This is a genomic window from Cyclobacteriaceae bacterium (assembly GCA_025808415.1).
Taxonomy (GTDB): domain Bacteria; phylum Bacteroidota; class Bacteroidia; order Cytophagales; family Cyclobacteriaceae; genus UBA2336.
Window position 1 is genome coordinate 3,336,984 of sequence record CP075525.1, and the last position, 24,908, is coordinate 3,361,891.

Annotated in this window: 27 protein-coding genes and 2 tRNA genes; 7 read left to right on the top strand and 22 right to left on the bottom strand. The window is 43.8% G+C overall.

Annotated features, from left to right (window positions below; translation table 11 throughout):
• Window positions 1-116 precede the first annotated feature (116 nt).
• The 6 genes from KIT51_14790 to KIT51_14815 all read right to left on the bottom strand — a co-directional run bounded on the left by KIT51_14790 (window position 117) and on the right by KIT51_14815 (window position 5,226).
• Window positions 117-314 carry a hypothetical protein gene (locus KIT51_14790; protein UYN86122.1) on the bottom strand — a complete coding sequence of 66 codons (198 nt, stop codon included), beginning with the start codon at window positions 312-314 and terminating at the stop codon, window positions 117-119.
• A gap of 76 nt (window positions 315-390) precedes the next feature.
• A tRNA-Cys gene (locus tag KIT51_14795) sits at window positions 391-461 on the bottom strand.
• Window positions 462-505: 44 nt separating this feature from the next.
• Entirely contained in the window at window positions 506-2,305 is a 1,800-nt protein-coding gene (gene rpsA / locus KIT51_14800) for a 30S ribosomal protein S1 (protein UYN88602.1), read from the bottom strand.
• Between the two features lie 354 nt (window positions 2,306-2,659).
• Window positions 2,660-3,982 (bottom strand): TolC family protein, encoded by a 1,323-nt coding sequence (locus tag KIT51_14805; GenBank protein UYN86123.1) that lies wholly within the window; start codon window positions 3,980-3,982, stop codon window positions 2,660-2,662.
• Between the two features lie 22 nt (window positions 3,983-4,004).
• Window positions 4,005-4,679, bottom strand: coding sequence for an ABC transporter ATP-binding protein (locus tag KIT51_14810; protein ID UYN86124.1), 675 nt, complete (start codon window positions 4,677-4,679; stop codon window positions 4,005-4,007).
• A gap of 136 nt (window positions 4,680-4,815) precedes the next feature.
• The gene (locus tag KIT51_14815; protein ID UYN86125.1) at window positions 4,816-5,226 is read right to left on the bottom strand and encodes an OmpA family protein; all 411 of its coding nucleotides are present in this window, start codon (window positions 5,224-5,226) and stop codon (window positions 4,816-4,818) included.
• An 84-nt stretch (window positions 5,227-5,310) separates the two neighbouring features.
• Here KIT51_14815 and KIT51_14820 point away from each other — a divergent pair, with 84 nt between their 5' ends.
• Window positions 5,311-5,733: a hypothetical protein gene (locus KIT51_14820; GenBank protein UYN86126.1), complete on the top strand. Its 423-nt coding sequence runs from the start codon at window positions 5,311-5,313 to the stop codon at window positions 5,731-5,733.
• 72 nt (window positions 5,734-5,805) lie between these two features.
• Here the strand turns inward: KIT51_14820 and KIT51_14825 are convergent, their stop codons facing one another.
• Window positions 5,806-6,306: a histidine phosphatase family protein gene (locus KIT51_14825; GenBank protein UYN86127.1), complete on the bottom strand. Its 501-nt coding sequence runs from the start codon at window positions 6,304-6,306 to the stop codon at window positions 5,806-5,808.
• 31 nt (window positions 6,307-6,337) lie between these two features.
• Complete coding sequence (locus tag KIT51_14830) at window positions 6,338-6,829, bottom strand: nuclear transport factor 2 family protein (protein UYN86128.1); 492 nt, start codon at window positions 6,827-6,829, stop codon at window positions 6,338-6,340.
• Between the two features lie 132 nt (window positions 6,830-6,961).
• Here KIT51_14830 and KIT51_14835 point away from each other — a divergent pair, with 132 nt between their 5' ends.
• Window positions 6,962-8,110 carry a tetratricopeptide repeat protein gene (locus KIT51_14835; GenBank protein UYN86129.1) on the top strand — a complete coding sequence of 383 codons (1,149 nt, stop codon included), beginning with the start codon at window positions 6,962-6,964 and terminating at the stop codon, window positions 8,108-8,110.
• Window positions 8,110-8,649: an HD domain-containing protein gene (locus tag KIT51_14840; protein ID UYN86130.1), complete on the top strand. Its 540-nt coding sequence runs from the start codon at window positions 8,110-8,112 to the stop codon at window positions 8,647-8,649. The genes KIT51_14835 and KIT51_14840 overlap by 1 nt, the downstream gene beginning before the upstream one ends.
• A gap of 267 nt (window positions 8,650-8,916) precedes the next feature.
• On the opposite strand, the gene KIT51_14845 is transcribed toward KIT51_14840, so the two are convergent.
• Entirely contained in the window at window positions 8,917-9,465 is a 549-nt protein-coding gene (locus tag KIT51_14845; GenBank protein ID UYN88603.1) for a DUF255 domain-containing protein, read from the bottom strand.
• A gap of 215 nt (window positions 9,466-9,680) precedes the next feature.
• Here KIT51_14845 and KIT51_14850 point away from each other — a divergent pair, with 215 nt between their 5' ends.
• Window positions 9,681-9,881: a hypothetical protein gene (locus KIT51_14850; GenBank protein UYN86131.1), complete on the top strand. Its 201-nt coding sequence runs from the start codon at window positions 9,681-9,683 to the stop codon at window positions 9,879-9,881.
• Here the strand turns inward: KIT51_14850 and KIT51_14855 are convergent.
• The 6 genes from KIT51_14855 to KIT51_14880 all read right to left on the bottom strand — a co-directional run bounded on the left by KIT51_14855 (window position 9,866) and on the right by KIT51_14880 (window position 12,945).
• Window positions 9,866-10,438: a YkgJ family cysteine cluster protein gene (locus KIT51_14855; protein ID UYN86132.1), complete on the bottom strand. Its 573-nt coding sequence runs from the start codon at window positions 10,436-10,438 to the stop codon at window positions 9,866-9,868. The genes KIT51_14850 and KIT51_14855 overlap by 16 nt on opposite strands.
• A 31-nt stretch (window positions 10,439-10,469) precedes the next feature.
• Window positions 10,470-10,973: a dihydrofolate reductase gene (locus KIT51_14860; GenBank protein UYN86133.1), complete on the bottom strand. Its 504-nt coding sequence runs from the start codon at window positions 10,971-10,973 to the stop codon at window positions 10,470-10,472.
• Between the two features lie 11 nt (window positions 10,974-10,984).
• The gene (locus KIT51_14865) at window positions 10,985-11,197 is read right to left on the bottom strand and encodes a hypothetical protein (protein UYN86134.1); all 213 of its coding nucleotides are present in this window, start codon (window positions 11,195-11,197) and stop codon (window positions 10,985-10,987) included.
• 224 nt (window positions 11,198-11,421) lie between these two features.
• Window positions 11,422-11,766, bottom strand: a complete 345-nt coding sequence (locus KIT51_14870; protein UYN86135.1) for an MmcQ/YjbR family DNA-binding protein — start codon at window positions 11,764-11,766, stop codon at window positions 11,422-11,424.
• A 6-nt stretch (window positions 11,767-11,772) separates the two neighbouring features.
• Window positions 11,773-12,741 (bottom strand): YafY family transcriptional regulator, encoded by a 969-nt coding sequence (locus KIT51_14875; protein UYN86136.1) that lies wholly within the window; start codon window positions 12,739-12,741, stop codon window positions 11,773-11,775.
• A 131-nt stretch (window positions 12,742-12,872) separates the two neighbouring features.
• A tRNA-Gly gene (locus KIT51_14880) sits at window positions 12,873-12,945 on the bottom strand.
• A 166-nt stretch (window positions 12,946-13,111) separates the two neighbouring features.
• Here KIT51_14880 and KIT51_14885 point away from each other — a divergent pair.
• Window positions 13,112-13,906 carry a glycoside hydrolase family 16 protein gene (locus tag KIT51_14885; protein UYN86137.1) on the top strand — a complete coding sequence of 265 codons (795 nt, stop codon included), beginning with the start codon at window positions 13,112-13,114 and terminating at the stop codon, window positions 13,904-13,906.
• A 2-nt stretch (window positions 13,907-13,908) separates the two neighbouring features.
• Here the strand turns inward: KIT51_14885 and KIT51_14890 are convergent, their stop codons facing one another.
• A complete protein-coding gene (locus tag KIT51_14890; protein ID UYN86138.1) occupies window positions 13,909-14,499 on the bottom strand; it encodes a hypothetical protein in 591 nt (196 codons plus the stop codon).
• Between the two features lie 123 nt (window positions 14,500-14,622).
• A complete protein-coding gene (locus KIT51_14895; GenBank protein UYN86139.1) occupies window positions 14,623-17,073 on the bottom strand; it encodes a carbohydrate binding family 9 domain-containing protein in 2,451 nt (816 codons plus the stop codon).
• Between the two features lie 127 nt (window positions 17,074-17,200).
• Between KIT51_14895 and KIT51_14900 the strand changes: the two genes are divergently transcribed.
• The gene (locus tag KIT51_14900) at window positions 17,201-17,704 is read left to right on the top strand and encodes a metallophosphoesterase family protein (protein ID UYN86140.1); all 504 of its coding nucleotides are present in this window, start codon (window positions 17,201-17,203) and stop codon (window positions 17,702-17,704) included.
• Between the two features lie 53 nt (window positions 17,705-17,757).
• Here the strand turns inward: KIT51_14900 and dnaN are convergent, their stop codons facing one another.
• From dnaN to gldA, 5 genes are all read right to left on the bottom strand, one after another.
• Window positions 17,758-18,882: a DNA polymerase III subunit beta gene (gene dnaN / locus KIT51_14905; GenBank protein ID UYN86141.1), complete on the bottom strand. Its 1,125-nt coding sequence runs from the start codon at window positions 18,880-18,882 to the stop codon at window positions 17,758-17,760.
• Between the two features lie 95 nt (window positions 18,883-18,977).
• Entirely contained in the window at window positions 18,978-19,916 is a 939-nt protein-coding gene (locus KIT51_14910; protein UYN86142.1) for a DUF4340 domain-containing protein, read from the bottom strand.
• On the bottom strand, window positions 19,913-21,598 hold the full coding sequence (gene gldG, locus KIT51_14915; protein ID UYN86143.1) for a gliding motility-associated ABC transporter substrate-binding protein GldG: 1,686 nt from the start codon (window positions 21,596-21,598) through the stop codon (window positions 19,913-19,915). Before gldG ends, KIT51_14910 begins: the two co-directional genes overlap by 4 nt.
• Entirely contained in the window at window positions 21,592-22,320 is a 729-nt protein-coding gene (gene gldF / locus KIT51_14920) for a gliding motility-associated ABC transporter permease subunit GldF (protein ID UYN86144.1), read from the bottom strand. Before gldF ends, gldG begins: the two co-directional genes overlap by 7 nt.
• Entirely contained in the window at window positions 22,317-23,243 is a 927-nt protein-coding gene (gene gldA, locus KIT51_14925; protein ID UYN86145.1) for a gliding motility-associated ABC transporter ATP-binding subunit GldA, read from the bottom strand. Before gldA ends, gldF begins: the two co-directional genes overlap by 4 nt.
• A 174-nt stretch (window positions 23,244-23,417) precedes the next feature.
• On the opposite strand from gldA, the gene KIT51_14930 reads away from it, so the two are divergent.
• On the top strand, window positions 23,418-24,854 hold the full coding sequence (locus KIT51_14930; GenBank protein UYN86146.1) for a DUF5106 domain-containing protein: 1,437 nt from the start codon (window positions 23,418-23,420) through the stop codon (window positions 24,852-24,854).
• Window positions 24,855-24,908: the final 54 nt, after the last annotated feature.

Below are 24,908 nucleotides of genomic sequence, written 5' to 3' on the forward strand. Positions count from 1 at the left end.
GATAGTTATGTTTGGTTTATAAACCAAATCTCAACTACCCGTATGACAACCCTGTGTCAGCAGAAACAATCGATAATTTTATTCTAACTTTACAAGAGAGCTATATGGATTAGCCACTACTTAAAAATATTAAACTCCTTCACCATCGCTTTGTATTCCGGCATTATCTTCTCATATAATGCCTCATCCACTTTCTTCAGGGTGTTCATCAATCCGCCAAGGCCTGAGTCTTTCAGGCTTAGGCGTTGTTTTTTTACCTCCTCCATCTTGTTTCGGATGGTAGCTTCCAGCTTTATCAGTTCGCGTTCGGTCATGGCGTAAGATTAAGGAAAGATAGTCAACCTGATGGTTATAAATACAAAACCCTTCCCGATTACCGGAAAGGGTTTGAGGTCTCGAGCGGATTCGAACCGCTGTAGGAGCTTTTGCAGAGCTCAGCCTAGCCACTCGGCCACGAGACCAATGAAGGCATTAGTCACGTTGCGTGACTAATGCCCAATATTACTTATTCTGCTTTAGATTCACCACCAACCCTGGGTGCATTCATTTTATCTTTCAATGCACTTAATGCTTCCAGGTCGCCCAAGGTTGACTTTTCAACTTCCTGGTTGATCTTATCAATGGTTTTGCCCTTTGAGGCCGGAGTAGCTTTCTTCTTGGCAGCAGGTTTCTCTTCTTCGTTGGAGAAGGTAGCCCTATGCGATAAGTTTATTCTGCGGTCCTCTTTCGAAAACTCCAGCACTTTGAAGTCAAGTGACTCGCCTACTTCAATCTTGCTTTCATCTTCTTTTATCAGGTTTTTAGTTGAGCAGAAACCTTCAATACCATAAGGCAATTCCAACACAGCACCTTTATCGTTTTTGCTAATAACGGTGCACTTATGTACAGAACCTACCGTAAATACGGTTTCAAAGGTATCCCAAGGATTTTCTTCCAGGTGTTTATGGCTCAGGGCCAGCCTGCGGTTTGCGGCATCAAGCTCCAACACCACTACCTGCAATTTATCACCAACCTTCACAAACTCCGAGGGGTGCTTAATCTTCTTGGTCCAGCTTAAATCCGATACGTGCACTAATCCATCAATGCCTTCTTCCAGTTCAATAAATAAACCGAAGTTAGTGAGGTTACGCACAATTCCTTCATGACGGGTACCGATGGCATACTTTGTAAGCACATCCTGGCGTGTCCATGGGTCTTCGGTAAGTTGTTTAATGCCCAATGACATCTTGCGTTCTTCGCGGTCGATCGTCAACACTACGGCTTCAATCTCATCGCCAACCTTCATGAAATCCTGCGGGTTGCGCAAATGCTGCGACCAACTCATCTCACTTACGTGGATAAGACCTTCAACACCGGGTTGCAATTCAAGGAAGGCTCCGTAATCAGCTACGTTTACGATCTTGCCTTTCACCTTCGAGCCAACGTTAATGTCGGCCGGCAACGATGCCCATGGATGCTCGGTAAGTTGTTTCATACCCAGGCTGATGCGTTTCTTCTCACCATCAAACTCAAGTACTACCACTTTAACTACCTGGTCAAGCTTCAATACTTCTTCAGGGTGGTTAATCCTGCCCCATGATATATCGGTGATGTGCAACAATCCATCAACACCACCCAAATCGATGAATACACCGAAGTTGGTCATGTTCTTGATGGTACCTTCCAACACCTGGCCTTTTTCCAGGTTGCTGAGGATGGCTACCTTTTGTTCTTCAAGGTCTTTCTCGATAAGTACCTTGTGTGATACCACCACGTTGTCGTTAGTGTAGTTGATTTTTACAACTTTCACCTCCATCGACTTGTTCACATAAATATCGAAATCGCGGATTGGCTTAACATCAATTTGCGAACCGGGCAAGAAAGCCTCAATACCGTAAACATCTACAATAAGACCGCCCTTGGTCCTGCGCTTAACAAAGCCTTCAATCACAGCATCATCATCCAATGCTTTTTGAATGCGCTCCCAACCTTTCACAAGTTTTGCTTTTCTGCGGCTGAGGATTAACTGACCCATCAGGTTTTCACGCTCTTCAATGAAGATTTCAACCTGGTCGCCAATTTTTAAATTGGGCATGTCTTTGAATTCAGCCAACGGCACCAGGCCATCCGACTTGAAACCGATGTTCAGGATTACATCGCGGTCGTTTATTCCCACTACGGTTCCCATCACAACTTCTCCGCTGTCAACCGTTGTTACGGTGCCCGCATAAAGTTTTTCCATTTGATCGCGCTCGCTTAACGAATAGCCTTCGCCAAAGCCTTTGGTTTGGTAGGCATCCCAATCGAACTCGCCCGGAACGGCCATAGCCTTAACAGCTTTGCGAAGTTCCACCACCGGGATAGCTTCTGATTCGATTTCTTCCTTTTCAAGCGCTTTTACTTCTGCCAGTGGGTCTATTTCATCAATTTCCACCGGGGTGTTGTCTTCAACAACTTTCTTCTTAACCGCCTTGATTTCTTCTTTCTCGTCAGCAGCCAGTTTTGCTTTTTCCTTTGCCATAAGTATGGTGTTTGCCCTGTTTACATTGCAACGGCCGGGCAAGCCATCTGCAACCTTTGTTTTACATTGCTTCTTCGCTGATTTTCAACGAAAAAGCCCTGCTTACTTAGCAGGGCTGCAAAGGTAAAAAATTATATGATTTCGGCCTATTTGGCCCCATCAAGTTTTAAGCTGGCCGATCTGGTAGTTCAGTATGGTTTCCTGGAACATCAGGGTGTATTCGGCCTGGGCTTTGGCCGCCTGGGCCTGAATAAGGGCATTGCTTGCATTGCTAAACTCAACAAAAGCCGTTAGTCCAAGCTCGTAGCGTTCTTTTTCCAGGTTATAGGCTTCATTGGCGGCTTCGTGTTGCACCTGTGCGGCCAGGTATTGGGCTTTGGCAGCCTCAAAATTCTGGTAAGCAGTTTTCACATCCCTGTAAATTACCGTTTTGAGGTTGCTTTCCTGCATCATACTGTTGTTCCGGTCGATTTTAGCGGATTGAACCCGGGAACGGGTTGAAAAGCCGTTTAGAATGGGCACATTTAACGAAAACCCGTAAAAATGGTAAGGATTAACGGTACGCAACTGATCATTAAGTGTAAACGGTATGCGTGAATTATAAAATGAACCGTACGTGTAAAATGCAGATATGGAGGGCGTGTACGTTCCCCTCAAAGCACTTAAAGCGCGGGTACGCTGTAGCACAATTTCTTTCTGCTGATTATAGTCCGGACGGCTGGCCATGGCCGTTTGATAAAGTTCGTCCAGATCGACCGAGAGATTTAAAATTGATCCGATATCCATACCCGGATTGACCAGGGTAAAATCCAGGCCGGGCTCAAGCTGCAGGGTTTGTGCAAGAATAAGTTTATCACTTTCATAGTTACTCCAGGCGCGTATCATCAGCGACTCCAGGCGTTTTACTTCAGCCAGTTGATTATACTCATCAACACCGGCAAGTACCCCTAATGCTACCTGTTCCTTAATGCGTTTGAGGTTTTCCGTTTGGTTTCGATGGTTGTCTTGCGCGATTCGATATAGTTCTTCACTCAACAACACCTGCAGGTACTGCTGTGCCACGTTGAAAATGGTAGTCTGGCGGGTTCGCTCCTGGGCATATTCCTGTGCATTTACGTTGCTTTGCGCAGCCCTGAATGTTTGGATGCGATTAAGGCCATTAAACAAGGGTAGGTTGGCGCTAATCCGTGCATCTATATTTTCAGAAACCACATCCAAAAATTCAACCTGGTTTGTTTCCGGGTTTTGGATTTGCTGCCTTCCTCGCCTATCAAAAAAGTCGGCTGAGAAACGAAGCGAGGGCGCCATATCCATTACCGATTGTGTGCGCTGCACCTGGGCACGTTCTACCTCGTTTTGCTGAACTTTAAAGTCAACATTTTTTTTCAAGGCTATGGTTACAGCTTCCTGGTAGGTTAATGTTTGTTGTGCGAAAGCTGCGCTTGTCGTTAATGCAAATGCTGTTAGTAATAAAAACTTCATGTGTTTATCCATTATTTCAATCCTAATTCTTCTTGTCTGATACCACGGCCCCATCCACCACGTTTACAATACGTTTACTCCGTTTGGCATTCTCTTCTGAATGCGTTACCTGGATGATGGTCATGCCTTCTTCATTTAACTTTTGAAAAATGTCCATAATCTGTTTGCCCTGGTCGGAATGAAGGTTACCCGTTGGTTCATCGGCCAACAGCATTTTAGGTTGGCCAACAATGGCGCGGGCAATACCCACCAATTGTTGCTGGCCGCCTGAAAGCTGCTCGGGGAATAAATCTTTTTTTGCCACCATGTTAAAGCGGTCAAGCATTTCGGCTACCATGCTTTTACGTTGGCTGCTGTTAACGCCCTTATAGAGCAAAGGCGTTTCAATATTTTCATACACCGTTAGTTCATCAATAAGATGATAGGCCTGAAAGATGAACCCGATATGGTTTTTATGCATCTCCGACTTCTGCTTTTCTTTTAGTTTATGAACGGGCTGATCGAAGAAGTAATATTCACCGGAAGAAGGCTCATCAAGCATACCGATAATGTTCATTAAAGTAGATTTACCCGCCCCGCTGGGTCCCATAATGGTCAAAAATTCCCCCTGTTCAACATCCAGGTTAACGCCTTTCAGAATGAACATGCGTTGGAATCGGGAGTCAATAAACTTGTCGATGTCGCGTAGTTTTATCATGTATCAGGATGGTTAGCGCCCAATGGCCAATTATGGTGCCAAGGGCAGTTTTAAGCCTTAGACGCAGAAATCAACGCTATGTTTCACGGTGTGGCGTCCGCTATTGAAAAAAGGTGTCTGAAAGCGGACAGTAGTGTTAAAAGATAATCGGATACAGGATTACGTCTACCCTTCGGTTAAGGCTCATGCCCTTTCGGGTATCGTTTCGAAAAACAGGGTTATCGAGCCCCCAGTCCTTAACAGAAATTTTATGTTCCGGGATATCACGCAAAAGCAGCAATTCCTGAACGGCCTGGCTGCGCATTTTTGATAACCATTCGTTGTATTGCCGGCCCCCAATCGGGTCGGTATGGCTGATCAGATGGATTTCGTACTTATCCAATAAGTTTGGTATGGAGTCCAGCCAATGAAAAAGATCTTCAGCCTGAAACTCGTCTACATAATAACTGCCACCCCCGAAATAAATGCTTTTGCGCAGTTCGTCTTCGTGCTGGCCAACAGCAAGTATGCTGCGTAAGAGTATTATGATCAGTAAGCCAATGCGCATTGTTAAATTTACAATAGAAAATCAGATCCTCTTTAGTATTACCTTTATTTTAGTGGTGTTAACAAGCCAACGATTAAACCTTATATGAAACTATCAAAAGCCCTTGTTTTGTTCTTGTTCCTTCTCCTTTGTAGCTGTGGAAATAAAATTATTTACTTCGGCCGTGAATACGCTGAGACTACACACGTTGATATTTATTTCCGCGAAAGCGATGTAAAAGAATCGAATGAAATCATGGGAAAACTTACTTATGAGGTGAGCGCCAGAAAACGTTCTGATAAAGTTCAACAAAAAATTATTGAGCGTGTAAAAAGAAAAGGCGCGGATGCCATTATTTTTGACGACATCTCCTTAACCACGACCGGTGCAGCTACGGGTGGCGGTGTTGCCGGAAAAGGGACAAGAAGAGGATTTTTCTTTGGCCTTTTTGGAAGTAAAACCAAGTATGAACGCGGCCAGCAAATCAAAGCAACACTTGTGAAGTACAGAAAAAATATGGGTGATTAATGACTGTTTTGTGCTTTAGTGTTTAACTGCTTAAGCACTAAACCATCAATAGCTACGTGATCAAAAACATAGTTAATAATTCACCCAAACAAGTTTGGCCGACTTGCCCTTTTCAACTACCGAAATTATCCAGACGTTATCGTAATCGCCATCCTCCCACGGATGGTACTTCTGTACACCCAACAGTTTATTCGCCATCCACGGAATGGTGTTAGAATGTCCCACCACCACTATAGTACCCCCTGCATATGCCGCAATCATTTTATCAATCTCCTCTTCTTTGTTGATCTCATAATCCAGAATGGTTAATCCCTTTTTTATGGCCAAAGGTTCTACCGTTTGCCGCGTACGTTTAAAGGGTGTACTGTAAATAGCACTTACTTCACCTTCGTTAAGTAAGTCGGCCAGGCGTTGGGCGCGCTTTTTACCCACAGCCGAAAGGTCAGGATCGTTTGTACTTTGATCCATGGCCTTTTCAGCATGACGGATCAATACAAACGTTGTGATTTTATCTTGTGCAATGGATGAGTAAATCACAAAAACGAAAAATGCTGCACTCAACTGCTTAGCCATAGTTTAGTGGGTTTAAAATGATAACCAACAATTAATTTTTATACTTATTACCGATAGCCGGAGGTATGGTGCAATTTGTTGATCTTCTTGTATCGGCCAAATGAAAAATCTTCCAGCCGTTTTCGGTCTTGAACAGGTGAAAGGCATCTACACCACAATGACTGAATTTTTTTCCAATATAAAATGCGTAGTCGCACCAGGCCTGTGCAAAATCGCCATCGCGCTGAATAGTAAGATCCCATATTTCTTCGTTCAATGCATCAGCACGGGGCGTGCCCACCGACTTCACAAAATCTTCGATCGATGATTCACGCCTGAGCACAATAGCATTCTCACGGTTTCGATAAACCGTGGCCATGGTAACTTCTTTGTGGAATACACTGCGCACCATGGAGCTGTCACCCAATTGCATCCCCCTAAAAAGATGTTCAATAACTTCCTTTATATTCGTTTCTTCAGTTTGAGCCAGTGCGGCAAGGTTAAAAAGAACAAGAAGTACCAACGTTCCGATTAATTTTTTCATTCGCATCATTTTACCCAAATTTGTGGCTCCCCACGGTGCCGGTAAAGCTATTTTATCCAAGCGGGAAACCCAGCGGATAATGTTCATGATTTACCACTTTTTACGTTACTTTAATACTTTAAATCTTCCCCTATGAGGTTCGCTACTGCGTTTTTCGTGTTTTTCAGTATGATCACCCAAGCCGCTGACGCCCAGGCTATTGACAGTTTAATGGCTGTTTTGGACACGGCCCGTAATGAGCGAAAGGTTAAAACATTGAATGAACTTTTCCGGGCCTATATCCAATCCGACCCCTTGAAAGCCATAGGCTATACACGGGAAGCATTAAGTTTAGCCAGTGACATAAATGACAAGCGGGGCAAAGCCGCAGCATACAATAACCTTGGTGTTGCCTATCGTAACCAGGGCGCCCTGGACAAAGCCCTTGAATATTATATTCGTTCGCTCGCCATCTATGATACGCTTCAAAACAAAGAAGGCATTGCCACCACAAAAAATAATATTGCCACTGTTTACTCGATTAAAAAAGATTTCGGGCAAGCGATGAAGTTCCTGGAGGAATCGCACAATATGTTCATTCAATTGGGTGATCAGCGAAAGCTTATTGGCTCCATGAACAACATGGGCAACCTCAACAGCGACCTTCAACTTTATGAAAAAGCCATGCGCTTCTTCTCCGAAGCATACCAGTTAAGCGAAAAAATGAATGAACCTTTTCCTGACCCGCTCAACAACATTGGTATTCTTTATTTTAAGCAAGGCAACTACCAACGTGCCATTGAGTATTATCAGCGCGCCCTTGAAATTGAACGTGCCAACGACAACAAGCTTGGCATGCTCAATACCATCACTAATATAGGTATTGCCTACACCAAGGCCGGCCAGCCTGTGCCCGCACAGCAATACCTGAACGAAGCTTTAAAACTCTCAGTTGAGTTACAAGCCAACACCGGGGTTCCGGATATTTTAAAAAATACTTCATACAACTTTTATCGTCAGGGCAAACTACGGGAAGCATACGAAAAACTGCTGCAGTACGACTCTGCACGCGAACAGGTTTATGGTGAAGAGAGCACACGCAGGATAGCCCAGATGGAATTGGCACTTGAACTGAGCGAAAAAGAAAAGCAGTACGAAATCCTGAAAAAGGAAACCGAAGTAAAGAGCCTTCAACTGAAAAGTAGCCGGTTGTTTATCGTACTGATCATCCTGGGGCTTTTGTTGCTTATCGCGGCCGCCAACTTCATTTACATGAACAAGCGCAAAGAACTATTTAAGTAATGACGCGCGAAGAGGCCCGCAGCATACTTTATTCCATGACCCAAAGCACCAGCCTGCTTCGGCACATGCGCAGTATTGAACTGGTTATGGAGGCTTACGCCAAAAAGCTTGGCGAACCGCAGGAAGAATGGGCCATTACCGGTTTACTGCACGATGCCGATTACGAGGCTTTCCCTGATAAACACCCTGCTATTATTGTTGATAAGTTAAAGAACCTGGGGGAAGAAAAAATTGCCCATGCTATTTCAGCTCATTATACAAAATGGAACATTCCGTATACCAACACGCTGGACAAAGGTTTGCTGGCCTGCGATGAACTGACCGGATTCATCATTGCCTGCTGCCAGGTAAGGCCCGATGGCATCGCCAGCCTGGAACCCAAATCAGTAATAAAAAAGTTGAAAGACAAGACCTTTGCAGCCAAAGTTGAACGCGATGAGGTTTACAAAGGCGCTGAACTTTTTGGTGTTGAACTGACCGAACATATTGCCTTTATTATTGATGTTTTGCGGCAAAACAAGACAGAACTGGGTATATGATACGGGGTAAATTATTTGAATTTAGCTTTACCGATTAACCGATAACCCATACATTTGCATACAAAATTTTAAAGCCATGTTCGACTTATATACCGGAAGCGGAGCCAACATTTTCATCACTATCGTAGCGGTAATTATCGGTTTTGCTGCAGCATTAGGGTATGTTGACTTTATGAAGACGAAGAAAGAAGAAAAGAAAGACTAGTTTCTTCCAGAACAATATTACGATAGCCATATCTATACCGATATGGCTTTTTTTTTCGCAGGCTAATAAGGCGATTTATACTTCACCTGCCAATCCTTCCAGGTAAGGCTTTTATAATGATCCTCCCCAATGAACTGGATTATTTTGTGGAATTCCTCAGGCTTTTGGTATCCCGGCAGCGGCTGGATCATGCGGAACTCATCATCCAGGAAAACCACGGTTGGGTAACTGAGTTGATTGTTTAGCAACGATGCGGCCAATTGATGGTAACCACTGCGGCCATTATCAATAAACTTAAATGTGTTTCCGGCAAAGACTACATCTTCGCGTTGCTCGGCATTAAACTTAACCGGGTAAAAATGATCGTTCAGGATTTTTGCAACCTTAGGATCGCTGAAGGTGTTTTTATCCATAACTTTGCACCAACCACACCAGTCGGTGTACACATCAATAAAAATTTTGCGCTTTTCAATTTTCGACCTTTCGACAGCCTCCTCAAACGTCATCCACTTTACGGGGCTAACGCCCATGGGTACGTTAAAAGAACTTAAGAGCAGTACCGAAGTACTAAAGAGGTTAAGAAAAAACCTGTTCATTTTGTAATTATTCATCTGCGAAAGCAACAAATTTAGCATGAAAGTAGGTTCAATCACCCGGTTAATCTTTTTTCATAAAACCGGGTAACCTACTGTAAATATCAAGGTATTACTGTTCGGAACACTGAAACTGAATGTCCATAATCGCACACATATCACCCGCAAAAAGGCAAAAAATGGTTGTTTCAGGTGATTTTAAGAATGGCACAACTTTCGTAAAAACCACGATTGTGAACAGAAAATTTACCTATAAAGAATTTTCAATTTTGTTGGGCATAATGGTAGCCGTTATCATTTTGCTGGTAGTTTGGTTATACCCTACCGGCAGTGAAGCTTCTGAAGTTGGCGACCATGTTCAGCCCTTTTTAAAGCTACACACTTTCAAGGCAGCCCTTGAAAAAATCCAATCGGTGGCTCAACTATTCCTGTAAGCGTAGTACGCTAACACCGTTTCAATGGCTTTTCCAATAGCCTGATTGATCGGGTAAAAAACCTTTGTCAACTCATAATCAATTGCATGGAGTTGCATATAATATTGATGCATTACGGGTATGGATTCAACTTCCTGTTCAACTTTATGGTATGCCATCGTATACTGATCGGCTTGTTCTGTTTTAATAATTTCACAGGTGACCAATTCCTTTTTTCCATGTTTATTGGTGCGTGCCGAGAACCCAAAAAGGCGGCAAATCAACCCGCGATGTTTGTACTGAGTGCATAAACCTGCCCCCGATTGAGTTGGATTAAGGATCAGGCAAATGGGGGAACCTGGTTGTTTTAGTCTTTCGAGCCATGTAAATGCCTCACCAGCCTGATGCAATGCATGTGCAAACGGAAGAAACTCGAGAATTGTAGCTTCAATGTCGGGCTTGAAACAACATTTGCCACACCCCCATTTACACTGCAAGCCTGACCAATTTTGAAACTGTGAAATTTCCTGATCGAGCTTTTCAAAAACATACTCAACGGCTTGCACCTTTTCCTCCATGGTCATGGGCATAAAGATAATGGAAACCTCCTCAGCCTTTGTAGCGAAGTTTCATCGAAAGATAGCTGTGCTGATTGTTTACTTCCATAAACTCAAAATGTTCGCGCTGTTTAACATTCTGAAACAATGGCTTACCTTCTCCCAGCACAATCGGTATAAGGCCAAGCCACAATTCATCCACTAAGGCGTTGTTTATAAATGTGGTTGTAAGGCTGGCACCACCCCATAACCAAATATTTTTTCCTTCTTCTGCTTTGATTTTCTTTACGGCACTCACTATATCGCCACTAAGAAGATGCGTATTTTTACCCGTTACAGCTTTCAAGGTATTGGAAAACACATAGCAGGTTTTGCTGGCATACTCGGCTGTGCCAAATAATTCATAACTCTTGCGCCCAAAAAACACCACATCAATCCCATCTAAAAATTCACTCATTTCATTACCTGTTGGAGGTGGGCACCAATCGTATTCACCATTCGGGCCTTCGATGAAGCCATCGAGGCTCACGGCTACTCCCAAAATTACTTTTCGCATACCGATAGATTTTATTCCAGTTCATTACACTCAATACCCCAGCTTCGCAAAAGTTTAACGGCATCGGTCGGCTTAACCGTATCGGATACAATGCGGAGCACCCGGTCTATGTCATCTAACGCAAAATTCCAGTTTCCCTGACCGGCCAATTCGTTGAGCACTGGCACGAGCGATTTCACCTGAAGTGGTGATTGAACAGAGGTGGCGAGTACAATTACCTGCATAACTATGGTTTAAAATGTTAGCGATTCAGATAGCAAAATCACCGTAATAAGAACCCCAACCAGAACTCCGGCAATCAAAAGTACCTTTCGGGTAACAGACATAGGTGATTTCGCCTGGATCATACACCAAAAAAACGATTGACCGGTGACAGCCCTGTGGCAACAGGAAAAGATTTTTTTTAAATTTTTAATAGAAGTGCATTCCCTATAGCAAGAGAAAAGACCTACACTTTAGGTAAGTACTTATCTGCTAATTTTTTAGGTGCCACATTTGTATACGATGTTGTTAACGCATCGATAACCAGGCTCTTTTTGGCATGCTTTAACTCAATAATTGTCCACCCTTGCTTGCCCCAACCGCCAGGAACAGGAAACACTGCTTTTCGATCGATGGAGGAAAAAACAGATTGATCAACATTTGAGAGCTTCACAACCAACTTGCGCTTAGCTTTATCCAGCGTGGCAAAAATTTTATTTTTTACACGAAAAGATGTCTTTTCAAAATGCGGTTTATCCTCCGCCTGATCAAAAGCAAGTGCAAGCTTTTGCACCATGACATTACTTACCATAGCCCTTTACGAATGCAGCACTTCATTAGCCTTGTAATGCCCATAAAGCTCTTCTGCCAGTTCGGTCATTATGCTCTTTAGTTCATCAGGACTTTCAACCTTTACAGCACTACCATACATCAACAACCAATGCGCCAGGTGCCGCAGGTTATCCATCATAAATTCAACACGCAGGGTATCGCCCAGGTCGGTTTGTGAAATGCTGCCAAAAATCGGGCGGCCTCCTAATACTGCTTTATCAAATAATACCGACACACGAATAAGCGAACTGTTATTTTGGAATACTGTGTTGAAATACTCCTTCAACGACAAGAGGTTACGGCTTTCAAAAGGTTTCCCGGTATTCTCCAGGTTTTTGATCCGGTCTGAGCGGAAATCGCGGTAATCTTTTCGCAACCGGCACCAGCCGATTAAATGCCATGTCATGCTGTAATAAAAGATGCCGATTGGTTCAATTTCACGCTTGGTTACCTCCTCTTTATTGTTGCAGTAATCAATAATCAAAACCTGCTTTTTTGCCAGCGCACGTTGAATCTCAGTAAGGAAGTGGTCCGGGAAACCATCGCGTTCACGATTTTCGTACCGCGAGCGCAAGTAAATTTCAATGTGAGGCTCCAGGTTTTGAATATGGTCTTTTTCGGTTTCATTCAATACTGCCTTTACTTTTTGCAAAGCCGAATCAAACGCTTGCCGCACCGATTTATCGCCCATCTTTTCAACCAGTTTACCCGCCAGCAACATCGAACTGGCTTCATCTTGGGTAAACATAACCGGTGGAAGATGGTAGCCCTCAACAATAAAGTACCCCTTCCCGGCCTCCGAGCCAATGGGAACACCAGCTTCCATCAATGCCTGCACATCACGGTAAACCGTGCGTAAACTAATTTCAAAACGGTCGGCTATCTCTTGCGCCTTTACAACCTTTTTGGTTTGAAGTTGAATTAAAATGGCAGTAAGGCGATCGATTCGGTTCATTGATTTGAAAGCAAGGCAACGGATAATGAGCGGGAAACGGGGCTCGAACCCCTGCCGGCAGGCAGGCGCGACCTTGGTCGCGAATCCAAAACAAAAAACAAATTAAATCAATAAATTCTTTAAGTACGCTGAGCGGGAAACGGGGCTCGAACCCGCGACCTTCGGCTTGGGAAGCCAACGCTCTACCAACTGAGCTACTCCCGCTTATTTTCTCTTCTTTAAGAGAGCTTTTCATTAAATAGGGACTCATTATTGAGCTATGCAGACGAAGGCTTTGCCTTGTCTGCATCCAGACTTGCTCCGCAACGTCTGGGCTCCCGCATATAGATGTGAAAATTATAGATATTTATTGATCCTTTAAATAAACACTATGAAAATTTTAGTTGCTGGCATCCTGTGTATGCTTATCGGCAGTTTAACAGGTTGCAAGAAACAATATACGTTGGTTTGGTCCGATGAGTTTAACTATTCCGGTTCACCTGATTCCACCAAATGGAATTATGACCTGGGGGATGGCTGCCCAAATGTTTGTGGTTGGGGAAATAACGAACTTCAATTCTATACGAATAATCCAAAAAATGTTCGGATTGAGAACGGAGTGTTGATTATTGAAGCCCACAAGGATTCCCTTGGTGGAAAACCATACACCTCAACACGCATTGTTTCTAAAACAAAAGGCGATTGGTTGTATGGACGTATTGAGGTACGCGCTAAACTTCCACGAGGCAAAGGTACATGGCCGGCCATCTGGATGCTTTCAACCGACTGGTTGTACGGGGGTTGGCCTGCAAGCGGTGAGATTGATATTATGGAACACGTGGGGTTTGACCCGGGCGTGATTCACGGAACCATCCATACGCAAAAGTATAATCACCTCAGCCAGACACAAAAAGAAGGTACAATAACCATTCCCGATTGCCAGGATGAATTTCACCGTTATGCTATTGACTGGCAGGAAAACAAAATTGATTTTTTTGTAGATGATCAGTTATACCACACCGTAACGCGCGACCCCGCTGACGATTTTAGGCGCTGGCCATTCGACAAACGCTTTCACCTGATTATGAACCTGGCCGTAGGCGGCAACTGGGGTGGCATGCAGGGTGTTGATGATTCCATTTGGCCGCAGCGCATGGAGGTTGATTACGTTCGTGTTTACCAATAAAGTCAGGCGCTCTTTAATTCGGTAAGGCGGTTTCTGTAATCCTGCAATTCGCGATAAAGCTTAACTTCCTTCTCCACCGTGTTCCGCTTATAGGTATCAAAATCATGGCTCAATTCATCGTATAAATTCCGGGCTTCTGAAGCTGAACGCAAACTTACCCGAAAGGCAAAATAGGCAATTACCATAAGGGCCAGCATGGAACAAAGAATAACCACGACCATCCAGATAAATTTTCCCTTTTCAATGTCCATACCCACAAACGAGATATGCGTAGCGGCAAACTGCACCTCCTGAGCAGAAACTTCCTTTTGATCAATAGTTGATTGCAGCCTGGCTATTTCATTTTCAAAACCTGCAACACGGTTTTGAACAGCCAACAGTGCCTCATCCTTTTCACGCAAAGTATCCTGAACAGCTTTCCAGAAATTCTCTACCTGGTAGGCTTTTACCATACGAAAGGGTTCAACAAATTGTGATTGTTCACGAATGGCTTGCATTTGCTGTGCCAAACCAGGCTTTTGCTGGCCTGGCTCATTGGCCAGCAACGTTGCGCACATCATCACGAAAAGGGTTGTTGCAATAATCCGGTTCATGGTCGTATACGATTTTAGTGAACGGTAAATATATAAGCGCACTGGCCGTTACTAAAACTTCACTATGCCAACCCCTGATTTTCACGGTAAACTCAAGGCTTACCACGATAAGTTGTAATACTTTTAACTGCGGGAAATGCTTTTCTTCAAGGTGAGGTAATCAATAAAATAAGTTAACCTGAGGGAAACACTGTTTACCTGTGGCGATCGTGACACGTCACGCACATTGGCAAAGTAATCCGGAGCCGTATTGTTGCTAAACGTCTGAATGGCATCCTTCCACACAAAATTCAGGAACGACCCCGGGGCTATCTGAAAGAAATAAACCAGGTCCACGTTCATGGCATTGAAGTTAGCATCATGCGCTGGTGATCCGGTTGAATTTAAACCCTCGTAGTCCGTATCATTGAGTTTACCATCAGTACCAAGGGTAAAGAATTTCTCATACCTTACCTTTGACCAATAGTGGCGAACACGAAGTGTCAAGCCCATTTTATTGTTAAAGGTATAATTCAATCCAACGATGTTGCTGGTTGTTAAAACATCGCGCGCACCGAATATAATATCTGAAAGATTACCCTCTTCATCGTACAATTTAGTGGCGAACCCCCGCCCATCGCCCCGTTCATAGTTGATCTCGGTATTAAAAGAAAGCTTATTGTTTACACGGTAGCGTAAAAATGTACCCCACCATCGAAAGGTTTGCTCCCACTCAGGCCTGTGCCATTGCCCCGTATAGCCATTAACCTGCAAGGGTTTTCGGCTATCACTTTCCACCCAAAAATTAAAATTATAACTCTGGGGCAACGCTACATAGTACCCTTTAACACGGGGCTCAAAGTAATCGTAACTCAACAAGGGCCTACCGTTCACATTAAAGCCTGCCCACCAAAAATTTTTAAACTGTGCATTTACATTAACCCCCGACTGAAATGAGGTGAAGGTATTTGGTTCGTACAGATTTTCATGAAACAAATTAAGTGTTGTACGCATGGTGTTAATGATGCCCTTTGGTTTAAGGATGCTGTAACGCAACCAACCATAATGTGATATTTCATTTGGTGCCTGTAAAAAACCAAGGTCATTGATATTATAGTTATCGCTTTCCACTACGCGCCCCATACCATACTGCCAGGTACCGCTTATCTTTGCGAGCTCAAAAAAATACTTATAGCCAACATCGGTTTTCTCTGCCGGCTTTATAATTGCATTTACAGAGGCAAATGAACTTACCTGGTAGGTGTTGGTTTTATCACGCAAACTAACCCGTAACCCACTTACGTTGGCATCGCGGCCACCATCGCCACGGATGACACTTGTGTTTGTAAAATTTATATTGGAGTTGTTCTTCAGGTTTTGATCAACGACCAACACATTAAAATTAGTAAGCGGGTCAACCTGTTGTTCGTGGGTTTTGCCCGTTTCAATATTGCGGATTTTGGCAAACGTGCGGTTGGTAATAGCATTAAAGAAACCAAGTCCAAGCCCTTTTTTATTGCGGCCCGAAATTTTGGTGGCATTGATCAGGTTAGCCCCGGTTGGTCGGTTCACCACTTCTTCGGTTTCGCTATCGTAGGTAACAGATCCAAACGATTGGCCAATCCTACGCGAGTAAAACAGGTTTGATTTATTGAACAGCTCAGTCCCTTCAGTGAAAAACTGACGGTTTTCGTTGAACCGAACTTCAAAGGCTGAAATGTTGTACACGATATTATCGGATTGAACCTGGCTGAAATCCGGTATCAGGCTCATGTCAAGTGTATAGCTTTCATTTAACCCATATTTTAAATCCATACCTCCTGCAAACGAAAGCTTGCCGGTGTTGGTAGTACCATCGTGTGTGTAAATGGAAGTTGTGTATGGTGAAAATGAAAGGCGCAATGGGGGCGCAATGTTTTGTATGCCGGTAAGTGTACCGAATTGGTTTACCGTTCCCTGTATGCCGTTATCAATATAGTTCCAGTACGATTCTTCCTGGATGCGCATTACCCTTCGATAAAAATTTATGCTCCATTGTTGCTCATCTTGCCTGGGAAAACGAATGGCGTAATACGGGATCTCAAACTCAATCGTCCACCCGTATTCGTCAATTTTACTGGCGCTTTTCCAAACCGCATCCCAACTGGCGTCAAAGTTACTTCCGGTCAAAAAGAAATCGGCCTGAACACCGGCTGCAGTCACAAAAAATGAAAACGCATTAATACCGCTGTTATACGGATCGATTAAAATACCAAATGCATCTGCATTGCGGTCGCCATCATCGCGCAGGCCAAATTCCCTTAAAATCTTATCAGGTTCCGGATCATACATGCGCGCAGCCACATAAATGGCCCGATCCGTATAGGCCATCAACACAGTTGTTTTAAAGTCTGAAAGTTTGCCATTGTTTGGCGAAAACTGAAAGAACTGCATTTGTTCGCCACCCCCTTGCCAGGCTTGGTCATCCAATATGCCATCAATGCGAGGTGCATCCTCTACACGTTTGGTCTTGAATTCCCTTTTGTCGATTGCAAACGAGTCGGGTACGAATACAGCGAGGCATAAACACGTAAGATGGGCGGCCAGGTATTTCATGAGGTTTGTTGGGCTTGTATAGATACTTGATCACCCGGGTGATGGTTGCATCCGGATTGTTAAAAAATTGCCAATCTTTACAACCGGCAAGATTGTCGTTACCAAAGGCACTTTTTTATTGATTTAAATGAAAATCGGTCTCCTGTCAGATACACATGGTTTTTTAGACAATTCCATTTTCGAACACTTTAAAGACTGTGATGAGGTTTGGCATGCAGGCGACATTGGCGATGCGACCTTACTTCAGCAATTGGAGGCGTTCAAACCTGTACGGGCGGTGTTCGGCAACATTGATGACCGCACACTTCAGGCAAAGCTTCCTGAAGATCTCTGGTTTAGGGTAGAAGGACTTACCGTATGGATGACCCATATTGGTGGTGCCCCTCCAAATTATAATCCCAGGGTCATGAAAATTTTAACGGAACGTGTACCCGATATTTTTATCTGTGGCCACTCGCACATATTACGCATCAAGAAAGATCCGAAGTATAATAATATGCTTTACCTGAACCCGGGGGCAGCGGGCAACCATGGATTTCACCACATGAAAACGTTGCTACGTTTTGAACTCACGCAAATGGCGATAAGAAACATGGAGGTTATAGAAATTGGAAAGCGGGGGGCACTATAAAAGCAAGGTTCAAAATCCGCTATAACGGTGTTGAACCTTGCTCTGTTAAATCGTTAAACGTATTGATTCAACATCACCGGCATTACCAGCATGAGAATATCTTCGCTCTTGTCCTGCTCGGAAGGGAAGATAACACCTGCCTTGTTCGGTGCCGACATATTTAGTTTAATCTGGTCAGCATCCAGGTTGGAAAGCATTTCAATTAAAAACTTGGCATTGAACCCAATTTCAATATCATCGCCTTCGTGTTCACACGATAGGCGTTCGTTGGCTTCGTTGGAAAAATCCAGGTCTTCCGCTGAAATCTGCAACTCACTGCCGGTAATCTTTAACCTTACCTGGTGAGTGGTTTTATTGGCATAGATAGAAATACGTTTAAGCGCGCTTAGTATTTCTGATCTTCCAATGGTCATCTTAATCGGGTTTTGCGTAGGGATTACGTTTTCGTAGTCCGGGAAACGCTCATCGATCAGGCGGCAGATCATGCGGATGTTGCCGAACTTGAAAAAGGCATTCGATAAATTGAAATCGATACTCACTGGCGTATTCTCTCCCGGTAAGGTAGCCTTTAATAAGTTCAATGCTTTACGCGGAATAATAATAGCATTGCCATTATCGGATTTAATATCTGTTCTGCGGTAGCGTACCAACCGGTGACCATCAGTAGCCACAAACGTTGCATTCTTTTCGCCCAGGTTTACATAAACACCTGTCATGGCAGGGCGAAGTTCATCATTGCTGGTAGCGAAAATCGTATTGTTTACAGCACGGGCTAAAACATCGGAGGAAATCTCAGCTGAGAAATCGTTGCTGACAGACGGCACTTTCGGGAAGTCGGTAGCATTTTCACCGGACAGCTTATAGCGGCCGTTATCTGAAATTATTTCTACACTGTAGGTCGATTCGTCAATAGAAAACGTAACGGGTTGTTCGGGCAGGTTCTTCAGGGTTTCCAAAAGAATGCGGGCCGGAACGGCAATATTGCCCTTCTCCTTGGATTCCACCTGCAATTCGGTGATCATGGAAGTTTGAAGGTCGGAAGCGGTTACCGTGAGACTTCCTTTTTCCAGTTCAAACAAAAAATTTTCAAGTATAGGCACTACCGGGTTGGTGGTGATTACGCCATTGATATTGGAAAGCTGCTTCAACAGGTAAGCAGAATTAACAATGAACTTCATTTCGTGGTTGTTGAGTTAGTGGTTAAACGCGGTAAAGTTATAAAGAAAAGGCAATAATGGAAACGCGCCAAAAGCAGATTTAGCGCACTGAAAATTTACCGGCTTGGTGCGAAGGAAGAACGCGTTTTGGTGATGGCTTCCAGTTTTTTTAGATCGAAATAAGCGAGTTGTGATTGGTTAACAAGCCCATATTTTTTACCCGCCACTGGTCCCGTTTGATACAGGGCGAGGGAATACGACCGGCCCCCTATGTCGTAGGCAGTAATCTTCACCTGTGGTGGGGTGTTGATGAGATTTTCATACACTTCATTGTCCGCCAGGTACTCATCTACCATAAGCAGGGATACTGCATCCAGGTAGTCATTCAATTTGGTGGTATCCACAGCCGCCATGTTTTCAATCGAAAAATAATTTTCAATGAGGCTAACCTTGAAATCATCCTTTGGAGATTCAGGGAATGTTGTTTCCAGGCGTTGAAAATTCCGCCAGTTGAGTTGATAGACACGCTTGTCTTTCCATCCACTCTTGTCCAGTTCAAAAATTCCGGAAACATACACACGGTAGCCGGGAATAACCATGACATAAACAGCGTCATCACCTGCACGTTTAAAATACGCCTCTGATTTTCGTGCGTTGCCCCCGGCTAAAAACTCAAGGCGTGTTTGGTCATCGCTGCGTAAACTTACTTTTACTGCCGAAGCTTCTAAAATACGGTTAACCGAATCCCTCAACGCCTGTGCCACAGGGCGTACCGGTCGGGCTTGCTGTAGCGTGGCGAACAAAACATCAATAAGGTTTCGATCCGCAAGTTCTCCGTTCACGTTCCAGCGCACGCCATCAAAGTTTAAGGTGGTTTTATGCTGTCCGCGCTCCAACGTCACTTCGTTTATCGTGGTAAAATCAGTAAGCTGAAATGCACTGGTATCAACTACAGAGCGATCGCGTTTGTAAAAGCCAACGTATACCAGTGTAACCACTACCAGTACAAGCAGGGAAATTAACAGGTTCCTATTATATTTTTCCTGATGGCTCACCGTGCAGCAAATTTTCGTTTTCGTAAATACATCAACAACATGCCGTACACCATCAGCACCACTATTGGCAGCACTAAATTAATTACTTGCCACTTTGTTTTTTCCGTCCGGATTTTCTCTTTATTCAACGGACGGATTTTCACTTCTTTGGAACGTGCTTTAATCAATCCGTTTTCATCCACCAGCCAGGCAATGGCATTCAGCAAAAATTCCTCATTGGCAAATGTGTAGTTGGTAAACGGATCTAAGCCTAGTTGCTGCGGATTACCGGTTCGCGGATTAATATCATTACGCGCGATGTCACCATCGGACACAACAATAATTTTTGATGGCGAACCTTCGGCTTTAAAACCCGACTGCTCTGCTCCTTCCGGCAAAAATCTGTTCTTAAAAACAGAGGTAAACTTGCCTTCGAGCAAATACGCAACCGGCAAATTGCCGGAAGAAAAACTTTCGGGCTTTATATTTCTCCGGATTTCATTAATACTTACCGGAACGGGCGCAGTCACTTTGCGTGAAAAAGCTGATGTGAATGCTAACGGAGTTTTTATAATACCGTCAGCTTTTACCGTATCGATGGTGCTGACAAACTTCACCATGATCGCATCAAGGTTAAGGGCAATCGGGTGATCCGCATACCGGTTGATCAGCGGAAAAAATGGCCAATCCATAAGTTGCAACTGCGGCTTCCCCCCCTGCTCTCCGGTAATTACCGGATACATACCAGCAGTTCTATCCTGAATTAAGTCGGCATTGATGCGCACACCATATTTAAAGAGTAAATCATCCAGGCGCAGTTCGTAGGGAAATGCAAAATAGTCTTCACGTGAAGCGCTGTCCATAGTGGCCTCCAGCCTATCCAATAAAAACAGCACACGCCCACCGCTCATTATATACTGATCAAGCTTATACTTATCCTGCTCACTGAAGGGGCGTGTTGGCTTTGCAACAATCAGCGCATCATAATCTTTTAAAACCGGCTTGCGCTGAAGGTTAACCTTATACACATCATAAACATCCAGTAAGGCATTGTTTAAACTGGCCACCGCCAAGCTATCCAACTCGCCATGTCCCTGCAAAAACCCGATCCGTTTCCGATCTGTATTGGTGAGTTTGTAAATGACATTGGCTAATTCATATTCCAATCCTTCAATAGATTGATTGATTTCTTCTTCCGGCCTTCTGGCCTTATTTCCTTTTAATAATGTTACACCGGTTTCCATTCCACCATACGACAATACGGCACCCGGAAAAATTAATTTCTCAGAAGTCTGTCCATCCTTCCGATCAACCAATCGGGTAGGCGTTACGCCCTTCCTGGCCAACGCTTCCATAAATTCATTCCTCGCTTGCTGACTCATCGCAGCCGATGGATCAACAAATGTAACTTTGACTCTGTTGCCGGAGTATATCCTGAACTCATCCAACACTTCACGTATGGAATTTTTCAGTCGTCTGAAACTGGCGTTAAGGTCGCCTTCCAGGTAAACTTCAATGTAGATATCATCAACCAGGCTATTCAGCAAAGCCTTGGTTTGTGGTTTAATGGAAAATCGCTTTTCTTCCGTAAGGTCGATTCTAAAGAAACGATCTGCACTGACCAGGTTTAAAAGAATAATCAGCACCAGGCCATTAGCCAGTAGAAGTAGATCGCCTGTTTTTTTGCCTTTCAGATTTACCATGACCGTGAGCTGATAACAAGTTTGGTGAACAGCAAAAAGACAAACGCTACGCTGAAAAAATAAATCAGATCCCGGCTATCTATCAATCCTTTGCCCATGGATTCATAATGATACAGAATACCAAGCTGCTTTATTAATAAGGCATTGGATGCCCAAACATTAATAGTAGAGATAGAATCAAAACCCGTAAAGACAATAAAACATAAAAAGGCAGCCATAATAAAGGCTACAATCTGATTGGGCGTAATGGAGGAAGCGAATATACCCACCGAGCAAAATACACCGCCCAGTAAAATCAAACCTATGTACGATCCGATTACACCCGAAGTATCAATGTTACCTTGCGGATCGCCCAATAAACGAATAGAGAAATAATAAATAAGGGTGGGAAGAATTGAAAAAATAATCAACATGAAGCCTGCCAGGTATTTTCCGATGATGATATCCCAATCGGAAAGTGGCCGGGTGAGTAATAACTCCATTGTTCCTGCCCGTTTCTCTTCCGAAAAACTGCGCATGGTAATAGCTGGTATCAAAAAAATGTACACGTATGGTGCCAGCGAAAAAAGGGTATCCATATCGGCATAGCCGTACTCCAGTACCGAGGTTTCAGGAAACACCCACATTAACAATCCAATGGCTGTAAGAAACACACCAATCACGATATAGGCGATGAGGGAATTTAAGAAACCATTGAACTCTTTAACCAGAATATGGATCATGCCTCAGCTGAATTTGTGGTTAACGACCTGAAAATATTCTCCAGCGAATTTTCCTCCACCTTCAATCCCAGCAACGCAATATTCCGTTGAGCAGCAAACTTGAAAATTTCGGGGCGTATGTCTGTTGAGCCATCCGAAACCAACCTGAGTGTTGTTGGCGTTACACTGTCCACCTGTACTACACCATGCACAACACGAAGATCATCCAGACCGACTGGTTGGTCAAACTCAACAAGTACAACCGTTGAACTACCGCTTTTACCAAGCAGGTTGTTCAATTGGTCATCGGCTACAATACTGCCCTTGTTAATAACAATAACCCGATCGCATAGGGCTTGAACTTCCTGCATAATATGGGTAGAGAAAATAACTGTTTTATCAGCACTTACATCTTTAATAAGTTTTCTGATTTCCACCAACTGGTTCGGATCCAGTCCGGAAGTGGGCTCATCCAATATCAAGACTTTAGGGTTATGGATAAGCGCCTGCGCCAACCCCACCCGCTGCCGATACCCCTTGGAGAGCATTTCAATTTTTTTGTATTGCTCCTGCTCAAGGCCACAGCGCTCCACCATCTCTCCTACCCGTTTCTTCAAACTTGTTCCGCGCAAGCCGTAAAGGCTGCCGATAAAACGAAGGTATTCGTGCACGTACATGTCGAGGTAAAGTGGATTATGTTCAGGCAGGTACCCAATGATTTGCTTCACCTTCATGGGGTGTTCGGTAACATCCCAATGCTCAACTTTGATTTTTCCGGCCGATGGAGGAAGGTACGTGGTGGCGATCTTCATGGTAGTAGATTTGCCTGCCCCGTTAGGCCCCAGAAAGCCCACAATTTCACCTGCCCTAACGTTAAAGGAAATATCGTTAACGGCCTTTTGTTGCCCGTAAAGTTTGGTAAGGTGCTGAACGCTTAACGACATAGTTCAAGTAAGGGGCAAAACTAAAAAAATTAAGCTTGGGAACTAAAGCCATTCGGTCCTAAACAGGTTACGCATACTGAACGAAGCGCATCAACGTTTATTCCGGGTTAACGGCATGTAAATTGCCTCAAACCAGAATTAGTAATAATATTGAAAACTAAAAAAGTGAAGGATATGCGGTTATGGATCATTGCAATGCTGGTAGTCCTAAGTGCTGGTAAAACATTCGCACAGACCAAACCCGGCTATGAACTGCGTTTTAAAATTACCGGCCTTAAAGATACCACCGTTTACCTGGGCTATTACTATGCCGAAAGCACCTACGTGCGGGATACGGCACGCGTAAACAACAAAGGCGAGTTTGTTTTCGATAATAAGCAAACGCTTCCACAAGGCATTTACTTTATTGTGCTCGACAAAACCCGGCTTTTTGATTTTGCCGTTGGCGTCAACCAGTATTTTTCAATGGAAACAAACACTACCGACTACATAAAAAACATGGTGGTAAAAAATGATGTTGACAACAAACTCTTCTTTGAAAACATGCACTTTAACCTGGATCGAAACAAAGAAGCTGATCCCTACATTAAAATAGTACAGGACACTACGCTAAAAGACGAAGCCAAAAAGAAGGAAGCCCGCGATGCGTTCGGCAAAATCAACGATAAAGTTATGGCCTACCAAAACGAGTTGATTGCCATGCACCCAAAAACCATGACTGCCCGATTGCTTAAAAGCACCAAACGAATTGATATACCCGAGCCTCCGAAAAAAGCAGATGGCAGCATAGACTCCACTTTTCAACTGCGCTACTATCGCAAACACTTCTTCGATAATTTCGACATCAGTGATGATGCCCTCATCCGTTTGCCTCAACCCATTTACAGCCAAAAGATAAATGAGTACCTCGACAAACTTTACGCACCCCAGGTCGACACCTTGAAAAAAGCCATCGAACCGCTTATTACGCGCGCAAAACCAAACCCGGAAACCTATAAGTACTTGGTTTGGACCCTGATGCTGAAATACCAGACCCCGGAATTTATGGGGTTGGACGAGTTGTTTGTTTACCTGAACGATAAATACTTTGCTTCAGGCGAAATGGATTTTTGGGTAAACGACCGGCTAAAGAAAAATTTAAAAGACCATGCCGACCGATTGCGCAAAAGCCTGATTGGCATTACCGCCCCCAACCTGATTATGCAGGATGCCGCCCTGCAACCGCGAAACTTGCATAACATCAAAAACAAATACACCATTATCTACTTCTTCGATCCTGACTGCGGACATTGTAAAACCGAAACACCCAAACTGGTTGACTTCTATACGAAAAACAAAGCCAGGTTCGACCTGGAGGTGTTTGCTGTAAGTGCCGACACTTCCATGCAAAAAATGCGCGACTACATAAAAACCATGAACATGAAATGGATTACGGTGAATGGCCCGCGCACCTATGTTGGCTCCTACCACGACTTATACGATGCCATGACTACACCCACGATATATATTCTGGATGACAAGAAAAAAATCATTGGTAAGAAACTTCCGGTTGAACGACTGGAGGACTTCTTTATCAATTATGAAAAATTCAAAAAGAAACAGGGAACCTAACGGGCAATTCCACTCAGTAATCGGCCTTTTGTAACATTTTTTGATTTTTTAACG